Source organism: Microcoleus sp. BROC3 (genome assembly GCF_036702515.1).
In the GTDB taxonomy this organism is placed as follows: domain Bacteria; phylum Cyanobacteriota; class Cyanobacteriia; order Cyanobacteriales; family Microcoleaceae; genus Microcoleus.
Genome location: NZ_JAUBTQ010000069.1, coordinates 12,214 through 28,367, shown reverse-complemented (window position 1 = coordinate 28,367; position 16,154 = coordinate 12,214). Strand labels below are relative to the sequence as shown.

Sequence of the window (16,154 nt, the reverse complement as noted above, 5' to 3'; positions counted from 1 at the left end):
TCACGGATTTTGGTAGTGTCACCATCGTTTTGCTTTTTCCATTCGATCGCAACCTTCATCTCGTCCGCGTATCCTTTCCGTTGCTCAAAAGCAAAATCTAATTGCCTTTGATCGACTACAACACCCACAAAGAGTGCATTTTCAAAGGAATTGATGTTGATGTTGGTTTCTAGTTGAGCTGGTCGCCAGTAGCTGTTAACGACTCTAACCAGGCGGGAAATAGTATCCATCGCATCCTCGGCAACGGCACAGGGTCGAGTTAGATAAACCGCATCCTCTTTAAAGTCTTTGAGCCAGGGGATTTTACCAGCATCTCCGAGACTGTTGAGATAGTCAGTAACAGCTTGCAAACCCTTGTCATTGTTGGGATATGCGGATTTTAATGAGTCAACCGCGATTTGAAGTTCCTGACTGAGGAAGTCGATAATTGCCATTTCTTTGGGAGCTGTCTGCATCCCGCCGGGAGGAATCATCAGGACTATTCCTTCAGCTCCCGCACCTCGGGCCCGGCCCAGAAGTGAGGCAACAATCCCAGTGCTGTCATTCATGCTGTTAACGGCGACTTCTTGGAGAGTTCCAGGCAGCGCCATTTTGGGAAGCTTGTCAACGGATGGAGGTTTGTCAAAGTTAGCGATCGCATTTCTCAGAGCTGGATACTCCTTGGATGCGATGAGCTGAACAAAGTCTCCATCAAAGTCTCTGCCCAAATTCAGCATGAGTTTTGTCGAGGCTGCCATCAATCCATAGCCTTTGGCATAAGTGCCTTCATGACGGTTGATCCAGAGCTGACAATCTCCCCAGTGCCGCATGGGGTTGCAAAATACGATGTACTCGCCGGGAATCATCCCAGGTGCACAAAATACTTTTTCCTTAAAAGTGGTTACGTTGTTAGCGTCCGTGGTTTCGTATTTTTGGAAATACTCATCAGGTTGGGACATCAGTGACCAGAAACGAACTCCGGCTGCTTTGGCTAAGTTGAGCCAAACAGCGCGAAGTCTTTCTGCTACTTTCCCGGTGATGTAGGGATGCAGTAACAGTCTCCCTTTTATATCATATTTGATAATCTCCATTGCTGTGTTGACATACTCTGCCTCTGACTGAATGGAGTCGCCCTGTTCGCGTTCTAATTCCGCTTCTACTTGATGAATTCGTAACTCAGTAGCCAAGGCTTGAATAGAATTAGTAGCTGCTGCTAGCTTTTCACATTTAGCTCGAAGTCGGCTGATTATTTTGTCTTGTTCCAAGGTTTCAAATTTAAACCATTGAAATAGCATCCAGCCTGCTTTTGCGGTGCGCTTTTCCGCCTCAAATACCAACCCACACAGCAGTTTATCTTTGTAATTTCCGAGTGCGGGTTTGTTACCTTTTAGAGAACTCCAAGGAATGACCAAATCATAGCCAGAGTTATCAAGTGCGGGATTATAAGCGATGGTTCCTTTTGCTACCCATTTTTTAAACGCTGCTATCCGAAACTGAATAGGAATATCAGCATCAATCTCATCAGGATTAAATTCTACTGTTCCCGCACCGAGTAATTGCATGAATTCTCTCGAAGCTTTTGCGTGACTGTCTCCGCTGTTCCAGTGCCGTTTATTTACTGGATCATCTTGCGGGTTGCCTTTAGCATCTTTGGCTGTATCATCAACAATCACATAATTGAATTCTCGCCCAATTAAATGCTTGCATCCTGTGTGAAGAATACTGCCGTAAATGATTCGTTTCCATTGTTCCGTTGCTAGAGTTCCATAGTAGTCTTTCCCAATCGGAGCTAAATTGAAGGTAAACCTGCCATGATTGCGGGAGTTGCTAGCTAAATCCAGTTGATATCGATCGGTTTTGTTCGCTATAAATGGATTCAGCAGTGCAGAATTTTTTGTATTTTCTGGAATTTCACCAATACAAAATCTATCTTTCCCAACATCTTTGTGTAACCCTGAAAGCAGAGTATTTCGCAAAGTTACTTTAGGAGTATTTGACCATTGTTTTGCAATGCAATCCCACACAGACAAAACAGCAGTAGTTGCTATTTTTGCCAGTGTTTCGTCTGCGCCGTACCAGTCATAGGTAAGTTCATAGTTGGTTGGCATTTGATTAAATGAAGTCCATAAAGTTGAGTCTACCTGTTGCTATTCGAGCAACTTTGTCGGCTCCTAATAATGCTACGATCGCTTCTTGTCCAGTGACTTGAATGGGATTATCAGGATTAGTTAGATTATAACAAACAGCATACTCATTTTTTGGATCTAACCCGAGTCCTACAATTTGGCTCATAGCAAGTTTGGCATTGTCTCGCATATCTCTAGCTGAGGCTTTGAATTGTTCCAATATTTCGATCGCATTAGTATCGTACATGGAAGCTACTCTGAGATTAAATCGGTTGGGATTATCGACTAAATCTCCAAAAACGTAGAGAGTTTTCGCTAATGCAGTTTTGTTTCGCATGGCTAAAATAATGATGATGGAGACAATTAAAATCGGGCCAGCCATTCCCAACAAAAACATCCAGGCAGTAACATTCATATTTGTCGTACCAAAAACAGTCATCAACAAAGCTTCGTTAGCTTTCAAAGCAGAAGCAGCAAAGAATCTTAGTGCTTGAGCTCCAGAACTTCCAGAAACTTTGAGGACGATGGAAGTTACGCAATGAGTGAGAGCTGAAATTAAACTGGCTGGCATTCCAATCAGATTCATACAATTGGTTAAAAACCAGCTTGCTATGCTAGAAATTATGCCTGCGGTAATTCCTACAGTTGCCAAAGCACCGCCAACAGCTACAATCGGCGCTACCACCGGAACAACTATCAAAGCGCTGGCATTGACCGGAACACTTCGGATTGACAAGATTCGATCGTTATAAATTGAATTGATGTCGTAGCTACTGCTAGCTGTGATGACTCTGGGAGAAGGAATCGGCGCATCACCCATAGCAACCAAACTTCTAGCCACATTGTTGTATTTAGCTCTGGTTCTTCTTCTTTCATCCAATTTCAAACGCTGATCTTGTAATTCCTGGTAATATTTGTCTCTTAATTTTCTGGCTTCTTCCTGCATCTGAAGCTTTTTTTGACTAATTGACGACCATGCTTGATCCATAGCGTAGTCAACTTTTACTCCCATTTTGGATAATTCTGGGAGATTTAAGCTGTTGTTGAAAGCATTTATGACATCGCCATAGATACCTTTCTCTGTACTGGTAGAAGTTAATGCAGCCAAAGTTCTTTCACCAGCACCTGCTAGATTTTCATAAAGTTTGCTGTTGTAAGCTCTGTTTATGCCGTGGGATGTTTCCAAAAATGCTGTTCCGCATTGACCTATCAGCGTAGGAAATGCCAAAACATTCTGTGATGACTGAAGCCAACCTAAAATAGCTTTGCCTGTTGGATGACCCAATAATCCTTGAGTCAGTGGTTGTTCGATCAGCCATTGTTGGGGAGCATCCATTATCTTTTGAACTTCAGCCACTCCTGTTAGGGATTGAAAGTTTGCCCAAACATCGGCGATTGCATTGGTAGGCATAGTAAGTGTGGTTGTTTTCGATACTTGATTAACAAATATTGTAGTTCAATTCACACGCTTAATGCCTACCATCATCACCTAGTTTTAGCTAGATTTCTTCAAACTTTCTTCTTTGGCAATTCGATCGCACTCAGTCAACTCAGGAGTCGAATTCCGTGCTAACCATATCCATGTCACCTCATGAACTTTTACTAACTTATCAACTTCTTCCCACAAATCTTGGTTAGCTTTACGTTTCCAACCTTTTGCCATTGTGTTGACCACATAGGCTGAATCAGAAAATATGGTAACTTTGCAGGGCTGTTTCAGAGCTTTTAACCCTTCGATCGCTGCCATCAGTTCCATGCGATTGTTAGTAGTGGTTTTGTCAGATTTACCACTAATCATTTTCTTGTTAGTTTTCCCTGGAATAGTGAGGAATGCAGCCCAACCACCGGGTCCTGGATTTCCTGAACAAGCACCATCACAATGAATGTTAACTACACTTTTTGGTTGCTTACCTGTATCTTGAGTTGCGTTTACCATTTATTTCAAATGTAGAAGAATCCAAACCTGACAGCGAAGCGATATTACAGATGACATTTGCTATAATATAATCAAGAATTTCGAGATTTAATATGTCTGAACATACCGATTTGTTAATAGAATGTTTGCAGTTACGGGCAGAGAATGGACGACTGAATCAGCAACTAGAACACATGAAGAATCTGACCCAGGAAATGTTTAATGAATTTAGACACGATGGCGTACCGCCCTGCAAGCTACGACCAAACGGAACTCTGACAGAAAAAAGTAGAGAATTCATAGCCCTGAATGGTGGCGGAAGTCTCTACTTTGTTCAGTATGTCGATCGAACTGGGAAATCTTACATATCAACGGAAGGATTTACACCAGACGGTGATATAGCCCCTAAGCTATTCTACTTTGGATTTGCTGTATTTTTTCTGGTAGAAGAACTGACTCGACAAGGATTTACTTGTTTGCCTGAGAGATTTTTAAAGCTGTTGGATCAGAATCTCAAGTTTTTAAACTATGTCGTCAAAGAGTTTGACAGGGTGATCTCAATGGAAACTAAGCCTTAAGCTTCTCGTGTAAGTTTTCAGTTATACAACGCGGAAATTCCTGAAGGTATGTTGGTATGTCACAAATGCGACAATCCAGCTTGTGTTAATCCTGAGCCTTTATTCCTCGGCACTTACAAAGACAATATGAGGGATATGGTAGAAAAAGGACGTTCAGCCAGAAGTTCCCGACATAATAGTGCTAAACTAACCGAAAAAAAGTGTTTCAACTCAAAGCTTTGTTATCTAAAACCTAGTTAACCCAAGAAAGAATCGCTATGTTATTTGGTGTTTCCGGTCGAACTATCTCACACATTAAACAAGATGACCTTGGGAAACACCTTATTTATACATTCTCTAATAACAAAAACAGTAACAGTAAAAGTAACGGTAAGAAATCTTTATAATGGAAACAATTGAGTTTATTTAAGTAATCTGCTAAAGCAATCCCATAATTTGCAAATGTCGATAAACTACAATTTCCTCAATGCCAACTTGACGGTCGTAGCTTGCGGGCGCGTAGCGCATCGCCTTCATGGATTGCCCCTCGGCTCTGAGCGATGGTGTTCCGCCCCGCAAGCTACGAATGCGTTCTCTTAGAGCTTCAATTTCCTCAGCCGATAGAGTGGATGGTTCGACTTGCTTAGGCTGCAAGTTCCATGTCCTGATACTGCGCTGTACCTTTGCTGCTGTCGTGTTGGTATGTTCCGCTATTTGGGAATAAGACAGCCCTTGACGGTACAAACGGATTTGCTCTTCTACATTGCTCATCTCTTTGCCAGAATTATTAATATTGAAGTAAAGAAGCGAGAAATTGGAGACGCATCAAGGGAACTGTAGCTTGCGGGACACAAATTGATAAGCCTGTTAGGTTGATTGCTTGTGCCCTGCCCGGAGTTCTGCGTTCTACTCCTGGGTTGGCAGGCGGGGGATTGAATCGCCACCAGTGCTCGTAATGCAATCCAGCCAGGTAAGGGGCATTCCCATGAGCCACAGGCAAACTTCTGGATTCAGTTTCTGGGTACTGGGTAAACGACCTTGCAATTTCAATCTGTTTTCCAAGACATTCTGCCCAGCCCTGCCACCCTTTCCGTTGCTGGAGGGCAAGGTTGTGCAGGTAGGCAATGACAAACACTCTTTGTCTCTCGTGTACCGCACCGCACTCCGACGCGCTGATAACTTCAACTTCTGTTTCGTAACCGCCCATTCTGAGTCCGGCAATAATTGTTCGTAGCCCTCGATCGATAAGCCCCACAGGATTCTCCACCAATACAAAACTTGGTCTACCGAGTATGACGCATCGGAGTGCTTGGAACCATAGACTTGATTCGATGTGAACGAGTCCGGTTTTGGTTCCAGCTCTGGATGTACCCGTGCAAGGGAATGAGATTGTGAAGACATCAGCTTTTCCTTTTACTGGTAGGTAATCTTGAATATCAGAATGGATTGGGATTTCTGGGAAGTGTGTTCTCAGAACTTGTTGGGAGTAAGGATTATTTTCTACGAATTCGATCGTCTCTAATTTAATTTGAGAATTCGGGTTGACTAAACTGCCTGCTAATTCCCAAGCTCCTATTCCCGCAAACAAATCAACGCATTTTAGTTTCATATTCGTGCCTTTATTTTAATTTTATCACTTTTACTTCGTGTTTGAAAAGTAGTTTTAAATCAACAACTATGAGTAAAATTGTAATGATTTCTGGCAGTCGTTTAATCAAAGATATCAGTGCTGGATTACCATCAATCGATCGAATAATGGAGCTAAACTTTTCGGTAATTGTGGGTGATGCGGGAGGCGTAGACAAGCTAGTTCAAGAATATCTGCGTCGATCGAATTACCTCAACGTTAGAGTTTACTTTGCTCTGTGGGGCGGAGGTGGGAAACCGAGAAACACTACGGGATATGAAACGGTGGGAGTTGCAGGGAGCTATGTCGATCGAGATATAGCAATGTGCTCAATTTGCGATTACGGTTTGGCTCTCTGGGACGGCAACAGTCGCGGAACCAGGGATAACATCGATCGAACTGGAAAGAAAACCAAAATAATCAGAATTGGAGGTAGTTGAAGTTGCGGGTGAGGGTCGCTTCGCGATAAGGGAGTGACCTCTCAGCAGTAACTACTACCATGATTACCGTAGAAAAGTTTGATTTCGACAAATTCACGACTGAAAAAGTTAAGTTTGCGATCGATATTGACCGAGAAGTTTTCAATGTCAGTGAAGGTCTAAAGAATCAGTATGACCAACTAGATAATTCTCCGCTTTGGCGAGGCAAGTTTTCTGTTGAGGAGTATCGGCAAATGCTATGGCAACAAATCCAGCAGCATTTACCGAAGTATTTCCGCAAAGGATTAAAAGGTTTCTATGAGCCTTCTTTAGTCGCTGATTCCGATATCTTTCGATCGATTATGGAATTAGCTGAAGCTTACCGACATACAGGTAAATTGAAGCTGATTTATATTTCTGATCATTCCCATGCTGAACTTATCGCCAGATGCGTTGATTATTTGGCAAATCGAATATAGCAATTACGTTTAACCTAGAAACTCAGTATTTCTAGGTTAACGTATTTTCATAAAATCAAGGAGAATTATGTCAGAAATTCACATCAATCCAATGAACCTTTTTCCTTACGATGTCAACAGGCGAGAAGGAACCTATTTCTATCGGAATGGTAAACCAGTTGATAAAGACGTTCTCAAAGGTCATTATGCTGTTGCTTATGAAGGTAAGGATATCCGTTTGTCAACTTGGGCATGGAAACAGCGGAAGGAGTTAACCAATTTAGCAGGTTACTTTGATGGTAATACAGTCGAAGAAAAACGCTTAATTATCTGGGAGCAATTTCAAACTCTCACAGTCAACAGACATTTAATTAATTTCTGTGAACGACACAGAAAAGAACCTCTCTATCTTTGGTATATCAGCCATCACGACTTACCGACAGCTCAATTTATCAAGCGTTTCTTGAACTGGTATTGGTCAAAATATCCAGCTATAGAACAATGATAAAACTGTTATACTCTAGCTAAATTAGTTAGAGTATAGCCCTAATGCTTGCAACAGAATTTCCTGATAAACCAGCAATCAAAGTAACAGACATAGCCCCAGATTATCAAGTGAATTATAAAACGGGGTACATAGGATTTCTGAACAAAGGATCGGACGTAACTTCGATCGGAATCTCTTATTTTACAGGTTGGGATATGATAAGCGATATCCATGTGACTCATACCTTGATTGTGGCGGGCGCAGATCAATGTATCGAAGCAGATATGGCAAATAACACAGTCAAGGTTTGCACATTAAGCAAATACTTCAATGACCCTAACTGTCAAATCTTCTTCCGCAAACCCATATTTTTCAACGATTCGGTAGGTTATGCGATCGCACACAAAGCCAGTCTCGAAGTCGGCAAAGAATACGATTTCGGCGCAATCTTGACGCAAGGACTCTCAGGCAGTTTTCCTGGGCGGATGCTCGATCGATTGCTGACCGGGAAGTTGGAGGAACTGCTAGGGAATCTGCTTAATCATCCCGATAAATGGATTTGTAGCGAACTTGTTGCCTATGCTTTGGATGAGCAGTTATTCTACCGAGATAAAGGCATTCTCAAACGTCCTAACTCTACCATCAGTCCTCAAGAGCTTTTCCAGGATACCGAAATCTTTGCTCCTTGGAAACACTCTCAACCATCAGAAACAAAAACAGTAACAGAAACAAAAACTGTTCCCGTAACAGAAACAGTAACAAAAACAGATTCAGGAACAGACCTAATCTGTAAATAAGAATAGCTGAGGTTAACCGTTAAAACGCTTTGCGGTAAGGACGTGAGTTCTGCCCACGTTCTGCCACAGTGAGTTTTGATATGAGTTTAGTTACAGTTACACCAACAGGAAAGAAGGTAGTTGCGCTGATTTCCCGCCCTGACCAGTCTCAGTTTGATTTGCCGGTTAGCGACAATTTGGTTTGGCGAGGCGGTGTCTATGTCTGCGTGGAGGGTAGGAAGCAATATCATTTCTCTTGCGAACTCCCGTTATGTGTCAATGGCGATCGCATCCATGTAGGTAGCCTTTATTTGACTGTCTGCGGGGTAGTTACGGTTAAGTTGATCGTCCCTTCAGTAACCGTTGCTCAATATTTTGAGTACATTGTCGAAACTGAACAAAGAACTGAAGAAAAACTTCTGTCCTGGGAAATCGACAGCGCTGTCTAACTTTTCTTTCAAGAATCTTAAGCTGTTATTCGGACAGTTTGAGGTTCTTGATTGCTTCGCTATAAAGTGCAAATTTGAGGTAACTATTATGAGAGTAATCGCAGTTGATAGACTAAAATCTGGTAACTTTGGCATCTCTGACACAATTGGCAGACATTGTAAATGGCGCGATGGTGTGTTTATTTACAAGAACAGTGACGGGGAAATGTATTTTCAATGTGAGTTGCCGTTGTGTCAGAATGGCGATCGCATCCAGGTAGGGAGTTTGTACAATACCTCTATTGGAATTGTTCAGGTTGTAACGATGAATTTAACTAGCCATGTTAACCAAACTTTTACCTACATAGTTCTTGACGAAAATGGCGATTCCACTGAGATTCTTCACAGCCGTGAGTTTATCAGCATTTTCTGGTAACTCCTAGCTCAGGAACAGAAACATCTGGGAGTTCCTGTTCCTAGCTTCCTTATGTGATGGTGATGTGATGGTCATGTGCGCTATGTACAGGTGCATACAGGCTATGTATGTGTGAGAGTTGAAATGATAAAAGAGGGATGAAAATACTTCGTTTTGGGGAGAGGATGTTATTCCCAAAATGAAGTATGGAAAATCTGTTGCTGTTTAACTGGATTGTGAAAAACAATTTCCCGGAAGCAGATTTTTGGCTGATAAATAAAGGTAGCAAACATAAGTTAGGGGAACCAGTTAAGGAATTTCAGCCTTATCTCACAGGCATCAAATGTCCAGCGTTAGTTTTGCCAGATTACGCTTTCTATATGTGCCTCCACCTGTACCAGCAAGGATTCTGGCAAGAGTATTCGCAAGGTTCAATCAATCTTCAAAATCTTCGCCTCAAGTATATCAAAGAGGTTTTTCAATCGCTTGGTAATCAGCACAGAATTCAACATCAAGCCCGTTTCAAGTCGTTTGTTCCATATCCTGTGCCTGCTACTACAACAGACAGAGAAGAGGTTTATGCTTCGCTCTAAAGCGTTGAATTGTTGAATTGTTGAATTACAGGATTAGTGAAATGCAAAGAATCAATTTCGGTGGAATTCAAGCTGAGGTGTTGGCGTTGTCCCCGCACCAAAGCTATTTTATCTTCCGGTTATCGGATCGAATCGCTGTCCGTGCCATTTACACAAACCATTTCATTTGGGATGAAATAACGGACAATCTGACAGGTTTTCTATCAAAACGCTTTGTCCTATATGTGGGTGTGCACACTTACCCGGAAGCCGAACTTATCAAAGACAAAATTACCAAAGCTGGCGGAACTTCCAACAGAGATGTCTTTGTTTCGAGGTTCGTCCGTGGCTATCCCTATGAAGTGAGAGCGATCGGGCTTTCTCCTGAATATCTTGTGCAGACTCTACAGCATTATCCTCATCCTCATTCTGCTTAGCTATACCTACCGAAATAGAAACATCAGAAACACTAGCAATCACAGAAACGGAATTGAAAACTGTTTCTAAGGTTGTTAGTGTTTGCTTCGCTTTGAAGTGTTGAGTTGTTTAGTTAGGGACTGAATCATGGACAAAATCAATTTCGCAGGCGTTGAAGGTGAAGTTATTGAAACCTCGCCACACGGTAGTTACGTTGTAGTAAAATTGAGCGATCGAATCACGATTGTCGGCACAACCAATAATCAATTCAATTGGCAAGAAATGCCGGATGCTGCTTCAGGATTTGAATCTTTCATCACGTACATAGGTGTAGAATCGAAAGCTCATGCTGCTAAATATCTAAACCTGGTAGCTACAGTTGGCGGTTACACACTCAAGAAAGAAGCTGAACCCAGAAAAGCCAAACGAGTTAGCGCTTTCCCACTAGAAATGAAAGTACGCGGGTTAAGTCCTGAGTTTGTTGCTGAGGTAATTCGTTGCAAGAAAAAGTAGCTAACTACTAAACCTAAGTTTCTCTTCACTACTTCTTGAGTTTGAGGAGAAACTTACACTATCCAATTCACACACAATTCAAATGACTGACAAAATAATTTACGATGTGATTCAACGATTTGAAGTTGTTGACGGTGTACCCCAATTGATTTCTACCCTCATCAATAGCATCGAAGGTGGAACAAGTCTATTTTCGCTCGCAGAGTCTTGGATAGCTAAGAATACCAAATTAGAACGATTCAACAAACAGCAATACGTTGCTTACAAAAACAAAGGTGAGAAAAGATATCAACTTGTCCTAACTCCTAGAGCGAGTTTTCTTCAGGTAGCATTTCCATCGTCTAGTCTTAGTGGCAAAGTTCACTTTGAAACTGAATATGATTCGCTATTTCCTTACGCACTCAGGGTGGCGATCGATAACAAAGACAATCTCATTCAACTCTTACAAGATATTTTCCCTCAAAAGTAACAGGAGAACAGAAACATGATGCGACTAGATATACAATCTGAACAGACAACTCTACGCCTACGTGATGCGTTCCGGGTGCTTGCATGGGAGGTGTTTGAAACAAATCCTCAGATTTGTGAAGATTTAAACCAGCGTTACACCAGATTCTACAGTCGCTGGAGACAGAGCAATATTCGATCGATGGATCTAACTCAACTTACTCTATTAGCAACAGAAAGAGGTTTCTCGATCGAACAACTCTTAGCCATCAGAGAATGCTACTACTCCATCGCACAACCTTATCCAGAAAAAATTGCTGATGATTAACGATTAACTTAGATTGATGATGGAGAGTTGATCTTTCCATCATCAATCGCTAGAATTGAAAGAGAAGAACCTACAGGAAGTTATTAGCAAGGGTCGCTTCGCGGTAAGGAAATGATCCCTACTGGTGACTAGCATGAAACGACTAAAGAAACAGATCCCTAACCTTGAGCTTTTTCGCGATTACTGCCGTAGCTTAGTAGAGCAAATGAAGCCTAGCCACTCAACCCTGACTACTCGGCGACTAGAACTTTGGCTTTTTAACGAAGTACATCTAGGCAACGGCAAAGTAAAACCTGCTTACTTTGACGATCGGCTCTATAACTTCTGCCAACGAATCTACCCCGGCAGTAACATAGGTTTGCTTACCTACCACGGTTCTCTGAGAGGAGGCAGTAGCGGGCTGATCCGAGCTCACAAGGATCACGGCTACGCAATGCCTCGGGCAGTAAGCATAAACCTTGGCGAGGCTGAATTTGCGATCGATGGCAAACTTCACAAATTGAGTGATGGCGATCTCTGCGAATTTAACTGCAAACTTACCCATTCAATACCACGAATACTAAGCCCTGAACGCTTTAGCTTAGTATTATGGCAACTAAACAAAGCTAAAGGCTACACATCACAAATGATAGAGCCGATCGAATGGTAGACAAAAGGCTGCATACAAAACACATTGTATGCAGCCTTTGTTACTTACTCAGCACTCAATTCTATTGAAAGAACCTACAGTAGTTTATCTGTTAGGGTCGCTTCGCGATAGGGAAATGAGATAGGTTTTCTGCTTATTTCCAAATTCACTGTACATTTATCAAAGGAATTCCATCATGGCTATTGTTTTTATGTCCAAGACTGCCAAAAAGCGTAGTTTGTTAATTGATGCACTTCGTATTCTTGCCTGGGAAGAATACAAGTCTACTAACAAAGAAGCACTCAAGAATCTCCAGTATGGCGGTTATGCTGTGTTCGACAAGGAATGGCAAGTCGATGACATTCATAATAAAGGTTACGAGGATCTTCTAGCTTTTGCTAAGAGTCTAGAATTTTCTGAAGCTGAGTTACTTTCGATTCGATCGAAATACTATGCTAAGAAAACCAATACTCCTAGTGCAACAGCTCCTGTCAAGAACAACAGTTCATCTAACGGTAATCGCAATGGTAATTCTGAAGATGTTCCCGAAGATGTTAGTGTTGCTGAAGAAGAATATGATGTTGGTGATTTGTTTTAGCTTTACTTAACACAAATTGATGGTGGAGACTTTCTAGTTTCCATCATCAATTGCATCAATCATTCCGATCGAATGGTAAGATTAAGTTAAATATTTTGGTCAATCCAAAGTGTTAAACTTAATCTCCTAATCGGTCAATGAAGAAACAATGGTGAAGTTAAGCGTTTTGTAGGGCTTCGCCTTAAGGGATTGAGTTAGATTTTCTGTACTTTACTTAGAGGCTATCATGGCTATTCATATCTTGACCAAATCAGAAAAAGAAGCATCCAATTTGAGAGATGCTGTTCGTATTATGGCTTGGTCACAGTTCAAGGCTGACAATGATACCGATCTCAAAGGTTTAGATTTGTATGAAGTTTTCAAGCGTGATTGGGAAGAGTACGAGATTCATAAAATGGAACTGCCAGCAATCCGTGCATTTGTCAGTAAGTTGGGATATACAGCAGATGAATTGATGCAAATTCGTACTGAGTATTATGCCAACAAGAAAGAATACAACAATAACAACGGTAACAGCAACAGAACTGATGAATTTTAGTTCTAGCAGTACCGATCGATAGCAAAGAAAAGCCTCAGTATCTGTCATGTATATTGGGGCTTAAAAAATCAATAAAGAGCAACAAAAAGGGAAAAAGAAAGAGAAAGAGAAAGAGAAAGAAAAAGGTGAATATTTTTAGTGAGGGCGCTTCGCGATGAGGGAGTGAGCTGTAGTTATGCAGCTCACTATCCTTTACTTAGGTATTTCTCATGGCTAATTTAGTAGAAACAATGGTATCGATCGTTATTGCTGGTGAATTGGCAGCACTTGGATTATTAGCTGGAACTGGATTAATTGGTTATGCAAAAGTTACAGCAGCCCATGTGCAGTTAGTCCAGACAGCGAAGCAAAGCAGATACGATGCAATTGTTAATTATGGCGAAGTAAGAAGCGTAGCAATCTTTACAGGCGAAAAACCAGCAATTTCTGAGTGTTTGAGCGGAGTTTGTGGAACCAAAATCCCTTTGCCCAGCGGAGTTGATATCAAATCGACTTTTAGAGGTATTGATGCGAGAGTTGCAGGCAGAGCAGGCAGCAATGTAGCAACCTTGATTAGTTGGAGTAGCGAAACCAACAGCGGAATTGGTGGTAGTTATGGTCAGCATGGAACTATTACTTTCAGCCATCCCTGGACAAGAAAGAAGTTTTGTTTGGTCAGAGGCGGAGCTTACGGCAATCAAGGCGAAGTCGTAATCAAAACTGATAGGGATTGTAGATAGCAATGTTGAAGTACACGAAAATCTCTAGCACCAGCTAGAGATTTTTTTTTAGACCCACACAAACATTACTCATCAACCAAAAAATTACTCATCATGAACAAGAAAATCCTCGGTTTAGCAGCTTTAATTCTCGCTGGTTTTGCTTCCTGTCAGCTCATGAAACCAAAGTCAACAGAAGAACTTCCCGCAGCTCCAGTCATCAAAGCATTGCCTCAAGATCCATCACTTCAGGTTTACTTCAATCACTCTCAGACTTCTAGCTATACTGAACCTTATCGCCAAATCACTCGTCCAGGTCATGATTTGGAACAGCTCATGGTCTATTCCATCAACAGTGCTCGCGAAAGTGTCGATGTCGCAGTTCAAGAGTTACGTTTACCTCGGATAGCGCAAGCTCTAGCGCATCGTCATCGCTCCGGCATCAAAGTTCGAGTCATCATCGAAAATCTGTACAATCGTCCTGTTGCTCTTTCTCCCTCACAGGTAGCAGCGTTACCCAAGCGTGAGCGCGATCGATATTCTGAATTGGTACATTTGGCAGATACCAATAAAGATGGTTCGCTGTCAGATGCGGAAATCTCCAACGGTGATGCTCTTGCGATCGTTCGTGAAGCAGGAATCCCCATGATTGACGATACCGCTGACGGCAGTAAAGGCAGCGGATTGATGCACCACAAGTTCATCATCATTGATGGCAAAACTCTCATCGTCACTTCAGCCAATTTCACTACCAGCGATATTCACGGCGATTTCAAGAGCGCCGAAAGTCGGGGCAATCCCAACAATCTGCTGAAAATGCAAAGCCCCGAGCTGGCAAAAGTTTTCAGTGAGGAGTTTTCGCTCATGTGGGGCGACGGGCCCGGAGGAAAGCCAGACAGCAAGTTTGGTGTGAAGAAGTCGATTCGTCCGATCGCCAGAGTTCAAGTCGGCGGTGCCATCGTCGCAGTTCAGTTCTCGCCGGCGACCGCGAAAACTCCTTGGCAGCAGACACCGAACGGATTAATCGATCGGACTTTAGCCACCGCATCCAAGTCCGTCAATCTGGCGCTGTTTGTCTTTTCTGCCCAGCAGTTGGCAGACACACTTCAAGCCAAATCTCGAACCGGAGTCGGCATCAGAGCTTTGGTTGATTCCAGTTTCGTCTACCGCCCCTACAGCGAGGCGATGGACATGATGGGAGCCAGCTTGCTTGAAGGCTGCAAATTGGAAGTCGAAAACCGTCCCTGGAGTCAGCCACTGGCGACGGTCGGGATGCCAAAACTTCCTGTAGGCGATCGACTGCATCACAAGTTCGGTGTTGTTGATGGTTCCAAAGTCATCACCGGTTCTCACAACTGGAGTGAAGCCGCTAACCGGGCAAACGACGAAACGCTGTTGGTGATTGAAAGTGCCACGGTCGGCGCTCACTTCGAGCAAGAGTTCGAGCGAGTTTATGAAGGCGCAATCCTCGGTTTGCCACAGCGCATCAAGCAGAAGATGGATTCGCGTAAAACTCAATGCAAGTAGAAAAATCTCCAGCGAGGGCTGGAGACTTTTTTTTTATACGCTTCGCGTTGATGAGTTGATTTGATTTCTAACTAAAAACTATGCTGCACCTCAAAAACTATTTCTCTGTTTGTGAACAATACAATCTCGTTGAGTTGATCCGAAATGTAGTCGAAGCTAACGGCGGGATAATAATTCCTGTCATGCCCACTGGTCAAAAATTTAGCTGTAGCCAAACCAGTTGCGGAATAGTTGGCTGGATTTCCGATCGCAAAGGCTATCGTTATTCATCCATCAATCCAGTAAATAATCAGCCGTTCGCACCAATGCCGACAGAGTTGATGGAAATTGCTCAACGTTTGGCTCAATTAGTTGGTGAGTTTGATTACCATCCCGAAACCTGTCTAATTAACTTTTACCCAGCCACCGGGAAAAGTAAGTTAGGTTTGCATCAAGATAACACTGAGCGGAATCTGAAACCCTGCATCATTTCAATATCTCTCGGTGATGATTGCAGTTTCGTCATCGGCAGCAATCGGAGTCGGAAAGATCCACTCGACGGCATCCTCTTACGATCGGGCGATGTCCTCATCCTCCACGGTGAAAGCCGTTTAGCCTATCACGGAGTCCAAAGAATCATCCCCAAAACCTCAAATCTACTCAAGAACCACGGCAGATTAAACTTGACCATTCGACAAGTTTATTAGGCAATAAGTCAAAGA

Annotated in this window: 23 protein-coding genes and 1 pseudogene; 19 read left to right on the top strand and 5 right to left on the bottom strand. The window is 42.5% G+C overall.

Features of this window, described 5'->3' with window-relative positions:
• The 3 genes from QUB30_RS29300 to QUB30_RS29290 form a co-directional block, all read right to left on the bottom strand.
• Positions 1–2,087: hypothetical protein (locus tag QUB30_RS29300; protein WP_333341165.1), on the bottom strand; the 2,087-nt coding region annotated here is incomplete at its 3' end.
• A 4-nt stretch (positions 2,088–2,091) separates the two neighbouring features.
• Complete coding sequence (locus QUB30_RS29295; RefSeq protein WP_333341162.1) at positions 2,092–3,516, bottom strand: hypothetical protein; 1,425 nt, start codon at positions 3,514–3,516, stop codon at positions 2,092–2,094.
• Positions 3,517–3,600: 84 nt separating this feature from the next.
• Positions 3,601–4,041, bottom strand: coding sequence for a ribonuclease H (locus QUB30_RS29290; RefSeq protein WP_333341158.1), 441 nt, complete (start codon positions 4,039–4,041; stop codon positions 3,601–3,603).
• Between the two features lie 92 nt (positions 4,042–4,133).
• Here QUB30_RS29290 and QUB30_RS29285 point away from each other — a divergent pair, with 92 nt between their 5' ends.
• Complete coding sequence (locus tag QUB30_RS29285; RefSeq protein ID WP_333341156.1) at positions 4,134–4,598, top strand: hypothetical protein; 465 nt, start codon at positions 4,134–4,136, stop codon at positions 4,596–4,598.
• Between the two features lie 15 nt (positions 4,599–4,613).
• Positions 4,614–4,838 (top strand): annotated as a pseudogene (locus QUB30_RS33995) (HNH endonuclease signature motif containing protein); the annotation flags it as partial.
• Positions 4,839–5,015: 177 nt separating this feature from the next.
• On the opposite strand, the gene QUB30_RS29280 reads toward QUB30_RS33995, so the two are convergent.
• Both QUB30_RS29280 and QUB30_RS29275 read right to left on the bottom strand, forming a co-directional pair.
• Complete coding sequence (locus QUB30_RS29280; protein WP_333341154.1) at positions 5,016–5,348, bottom strand: hypothetical protein; 333 nt, start codon at positions 5,346–5,348, stop codon at positions 5,016–5,018.
• Between the two features lie 16 nt (positions 5,349–5,364).
• A complete protein-coding gene (locus tag QUB30_RS29275) occupies positions 5,365–6,186 on the bottom strand; it encodes a DNA cytosine methyltransferase (protein WP_333341150.1) in 822 nt (273 codons plus the stop codon).
• Positions 6,187–6,254: 68 nt separating this feature from the next.
• Here QUB30_RS29275 and QUB30_RS29270 point away from each other — a divergent pair, with 68 nt between their 5' ends.
• The 17 genes from QUB30_RS29270 to QUB30_RS29190 all read left to right on the top strand — a co-directional run bounded on the left by QUB30_RS29270 (position 6,255) and on the right by QUB30_RS29190 (position 16,139).
• Positions 6,255–6,644 (top strand): hypothetical protein, encoded by a 390-nt coding sequence (locus QUB30_RS29270; protein WP_333341147.1) that lies wholly within the window; start codon positions 6,255–6,257, stop codon positions 6,642–6,644.
• 59 nt (positions 6,645–6,703) lie between these two features.
• Complete coding sequence (locus tag QUB30_RS29265; RefSeq protein ID WP_333341144.1) at positions 6,704–7,102, top strand: hypothetical protein; 399 nt, start codon at positions 6,704–6,706, stop codon at positions 7,100–7,102.
• Positions 7,103–7,169: 67 nt separating this feature from the next.
• Positions 7,170–7,586: a hypothetical protein gene (locus QUB30_RS29260; RefSeq protein WP_333341142.1), complete on the top strand. Its 417-nt coding sequence runs from the start codon at positions 7,170–7,172 to the stop codon at positions 7,584–7,586.
• A 44-nt stretch (positions 7,587–7,630) separates the two neighbouring features.
• Complete coding sequence (locus tag QUB30_RS29255) at positions 7,631–8,365, top strand: hypothetical protein (RefSeq protein WP_333341139.1); 735 nt, start codon at positions 7,631–7,633, stop codon at positions 8,363–8,365.
• Positions 8,366–8,445: 80 nt separating this feature from the next.
• Positions 8,446–8,793: a hypothetical protein gene (locus QUB30_RS29250; RefSeq protein WP_333341136.1), complete on the top strand. Its 348-nt coding sequence runs from the start codon at positions 8,446–8,448 to the stop codon at positions 8,791–8,793.
• Positions 8,794–8,881: 88 nt separating this feature from the next.
• On the top strand, positions 8,882–9,208 hold the full coding sequence (locus QUB30_RS29245) for a hypothetical protein (RefSeq protein WP_333341134.1): 327 nt from the start codon (positions 8,882–8,884) through the stop codon (positions 9,206–9,208).
• A 185-nt stretch (positions 9,209–9,393) separates the two neighbouring features.
• Complete coding sequence (locus tag QUB30_RS29240; protein WP_333341131.1) at positions 9,394–9,780, top strand: hypothetical protein; 387 nt, start codon at positions 9,394–9,396, stop codon at positions 9,778–9,780.
• Positions 9,781–9,821: 41 nt separating this feature from the next.
• Complete coding sequence (locus tag QUB30_RS29235) at positions 9,822–10,196, top strand: hypothetical protein (protein WP_333341129.1); 375 nt, start codon at positions 9,822–9,824, stop codon at positions 10,194–10,196.
• 127 nt (positions 10,197–10,323) lie between these two features.
• Positions 10,324–10,689 (top strand): hypothetical protein, encoded by a 366-nt coding sequence (locus tag QUB30_RS29230; protein ID WP_333341125.1) that lies wholly within the window; start codon positions 10,324–10,326, stop codon positions 10,687–10,689.
• An 82-nt stretch (positions 10,690–10,771) separates the two neighbouring features.
• Positions 10,772–11,158, top strand: coding sequence for a hypothetical protein (locus tag QUB30_RS29225; protein ID WP_333341121.1), 387 nt, complete (start codon positions 10,772–10,774; stop codon positions 11,156–11,158).
• A 15-nt stretch (positions 11,159–11,173) separates the two neighbouring features.
• Positions 11,174–11,464, top strand: a complete 291-nt coding sequence (locus tag QUB30_RS29220) for a hypothetical protein (RefSeq protein WP_333341118.1) — start codon at positions 11,174–11,176, stop codon at positions 11,462–11,464.
• 205 nt (positions 11,465–11,669) lie between these two features.
• Positions 11,670–12,113, top strand: a complete 444-nt coding sequence (locus QUB30_RS29215; protein ID WP_333341117.1) for a hypothetical protein — start codon at positions 11,670–11,672, stop codon at positions 12,111–12,113.
• A gap of 190 nt (positions 12,114–12,303) precedes the next feature.
• The gene (locus QUB30_RS29210) at positions 12,304–12,690 is read left to right on the top strand and encodes a hypothetical protein (RefSeq protein ID WP_333341114.1); all 387 of its coding nucleotides are present in this window, start codon (positions 12,304–12,306) and stop codon (positions 12,688–12,690) included.
• A 226-nt stretch (positions 12,691–12,916) separates the two neighbouring features.
• Positions 12,917–13,228 (top strand): hypothetical protein, encoded by a 312-nt coding sequence (locus QUB30_RS29205; RefSeq protein WP_333341111.1) that lies wholly within the window; start codon positions 12,917–12,919, stop codon positions 13,226–13,228.
• A gap of 209 nt (positions 13,229–13,437) precedes the next feature.
• The gene (locus QUB30_RS29200; RefSeq protein ID WP_333341109.1) at positions 13,438–13,947 is read left to right on the top strand and encodes a hypothetical protein; all 510 of its coding nucleotides are present in this window, start codon (positions 13,438–13,440) and stop codon (positions 13,945–13,947) included.
• A gap of 93 nt (positions 13,948–14,040) precedes the next feature.
• Positions 14,041–15,453, top strand: coding sequence for a phospholipase D-like domain-containing protein (locus tag QUB30_RS29195; protein ID WP_333341106.1), 1,413 nt, complete (start codon positions 14,041–14,043; stop codon positions 15,451–15,453).
• Positions 15,454–15,533: 80 nt separating this feature from the next.
• Positions 15,534–16,139 carry an alpha-ketoglutarate-dependent dioxygenase AlkB gene (locus QUB30_RS29190; RefSeq protein ID WP_333341103.1) on the top strand — a complete coding sequence of 202 codons (606 nt, stop codon included), beginning with the start codon at positions 15,534–15,536 and terminating at the stop codon, positions 16,137–16,139.
• Positions 16,140–16,154 lie beyond the last annotated feature (15 nt).

Excerpts from the sequence above, each read along its gene's own strand:
- QUB30_RS29295 (WP_333341162.1), bottom strand. The coding sequence starts at position 3,516 with ATGCCTACCAATGCAATCGCCGATGTTTGGGCAAACTTTCAATCCCTA.
- QUB30_RS29290 (WP_333341158.1), bottom strand. The coding sequence starts at position 4,041 with ATGGTAAACGCAACTCAAGATACAGGTAAGCAACCAAAAAGTGTAGTT.
- QUB30_RS29285 (WP_333341156.1), top strand. The coding sequence starts at position 4,134 with ATGTCTGAACATACCGATTTGTTAATAGAATGTTTGCAGTTACGGGCA.
- QUB30_RS29280 (WP_333341154.1), bottom strand. The coding sequence starts at position 5,348 with ATGAGCAATGTAGAAGAGCAAATCCGTTTGTACCGTCAAGGGCTGTCT.
- QUB30_RS29275 (WP_333341150.1), bottom strand. The coding sequence starts at position 6,186 with ATGAAACTAAAATGCGTTGATTTGTTTGCGGGAATAGGAGCTTGGGAA.
- QUB30_RS29270 (WP_333341147.1), top strand. The coding sequence starts at position 6,255 with ATGAGTAAAATTGTAATGATTTCTGGCAGTCGTTTAATCAAAGATATC.
- QUB30_RS29265 (WP_333341144.1), top strand. The coding sequence starts at position 6,704 with ATGATTACCGTAGAAAAGTTTGATTTCGACAAATTCACGACTGAAAAA.
- QUB30_RS29260 (WP_333341142.1), top strand. The coding sequence starts at position 7,170 with ATGTCAGAAATTCACATCAATCCAATGAACCTTTTTCCTTACGATGTC.
- QUB30_RS29255 (WP_333341139.1), top strand. The coding sequence starts at position 7,631 with ATGCTTGCAACAGAATTTCCTGATAAACCAGCAATCAAAGTAACAGAC.
- QUB30_RS29250 (WP_333341136.1), top strand. The coding sequence starts at position 8,446 with ATGAGTTTAGTTACAGTTACACCAACAGGAAAGAAGGTAGTTGCGCTG.
- QUB30_RS29245 (WP_333341134.1), top strand. The coding sequence starts at position 8,882 with ATGAGAGTAATCGCAGTTGATAGACTAAAATCTGGTAACTTTGGCATC.
- QUB30_RS29240 (WP_333341131.1), top strand. The coding sequence starts at position 9,394 with ATGGAAAATCTGTTGCTGTTTAACTGGATTGTGAAAAACAATTTCCCG.
- QUB30_RS29235 (WP_333341129.1), top strand. The coding sequence starts at position 9,822 with ATGCAAAGAATCAATTTCGGTGGAATTCAAGCTGAGGTGTTGGCGTTG.
- QUB30_RS29230 (WP_333341125.1), top strand. The coding sequence starts at position 10,324 with ATGGACAAAATCAATTTCGCAGGCGTTGAAGGTGAAGTTATTGAAACC.
- QUB30_RS29225 (WP_333341121.1), top strand. The coding sequence starts at position 10,772 with ATGACTGACAAAATAATTTACGATGTGATTCAACGATTTGAAGTTGTT.
- QUB30_RS29220 (WP_333341118.1), top strand. The coding sequence starts at position 11,174 with ATGATGCGACTAGATATACAATCTGAACAGACAACTCTACGCCTACGT.
- QUB30_RS29215 (WP_333341117.1), top strand. The coding sequence starts at position 11,670 with ATGAAGCCTAGCCACTCAACCCTGACTACTCGGCGACTAGAACTTTGG.
- QUB30_RS29210 (WP_333341114.1), top strand. The coding sequence starts at position 12,304 with ATGTCCAAGACTGCCAAAAAGCGTAGTTTGTTAATTGATGCACTTCGT.
- QUB30_RS29205 (WP_333341111.1), top strand. The coding sequence starts at position 12,917 with ATGGCTATTCATATCTTGACCAAATCAGAAAAAGAAGCATCCAATTTG.
- QUB30_RS29200 (WP_333341109.1), top strand. The coding sequence starts at position 13,438 with ATGGCTAATTTAGTAGAAACAATGGTATCGATCGTTATTGCTGGTGAA.
- QUB30_RS29195 (WP_333341106.1), top strand. The coding sequence starts at position 14,041 with ATGAACAAGAAAATCCTCGGTTTAGCAGCTTTAATTCTCGCTGGTTTT.
- QUB30_RS29190 (WP_333341103.1), top strand. The coding sequence starts at position 15,534 with ATGCTGCACCTCAAAAACTATTTCTCTGTTTGTGAACAATACAATCTC.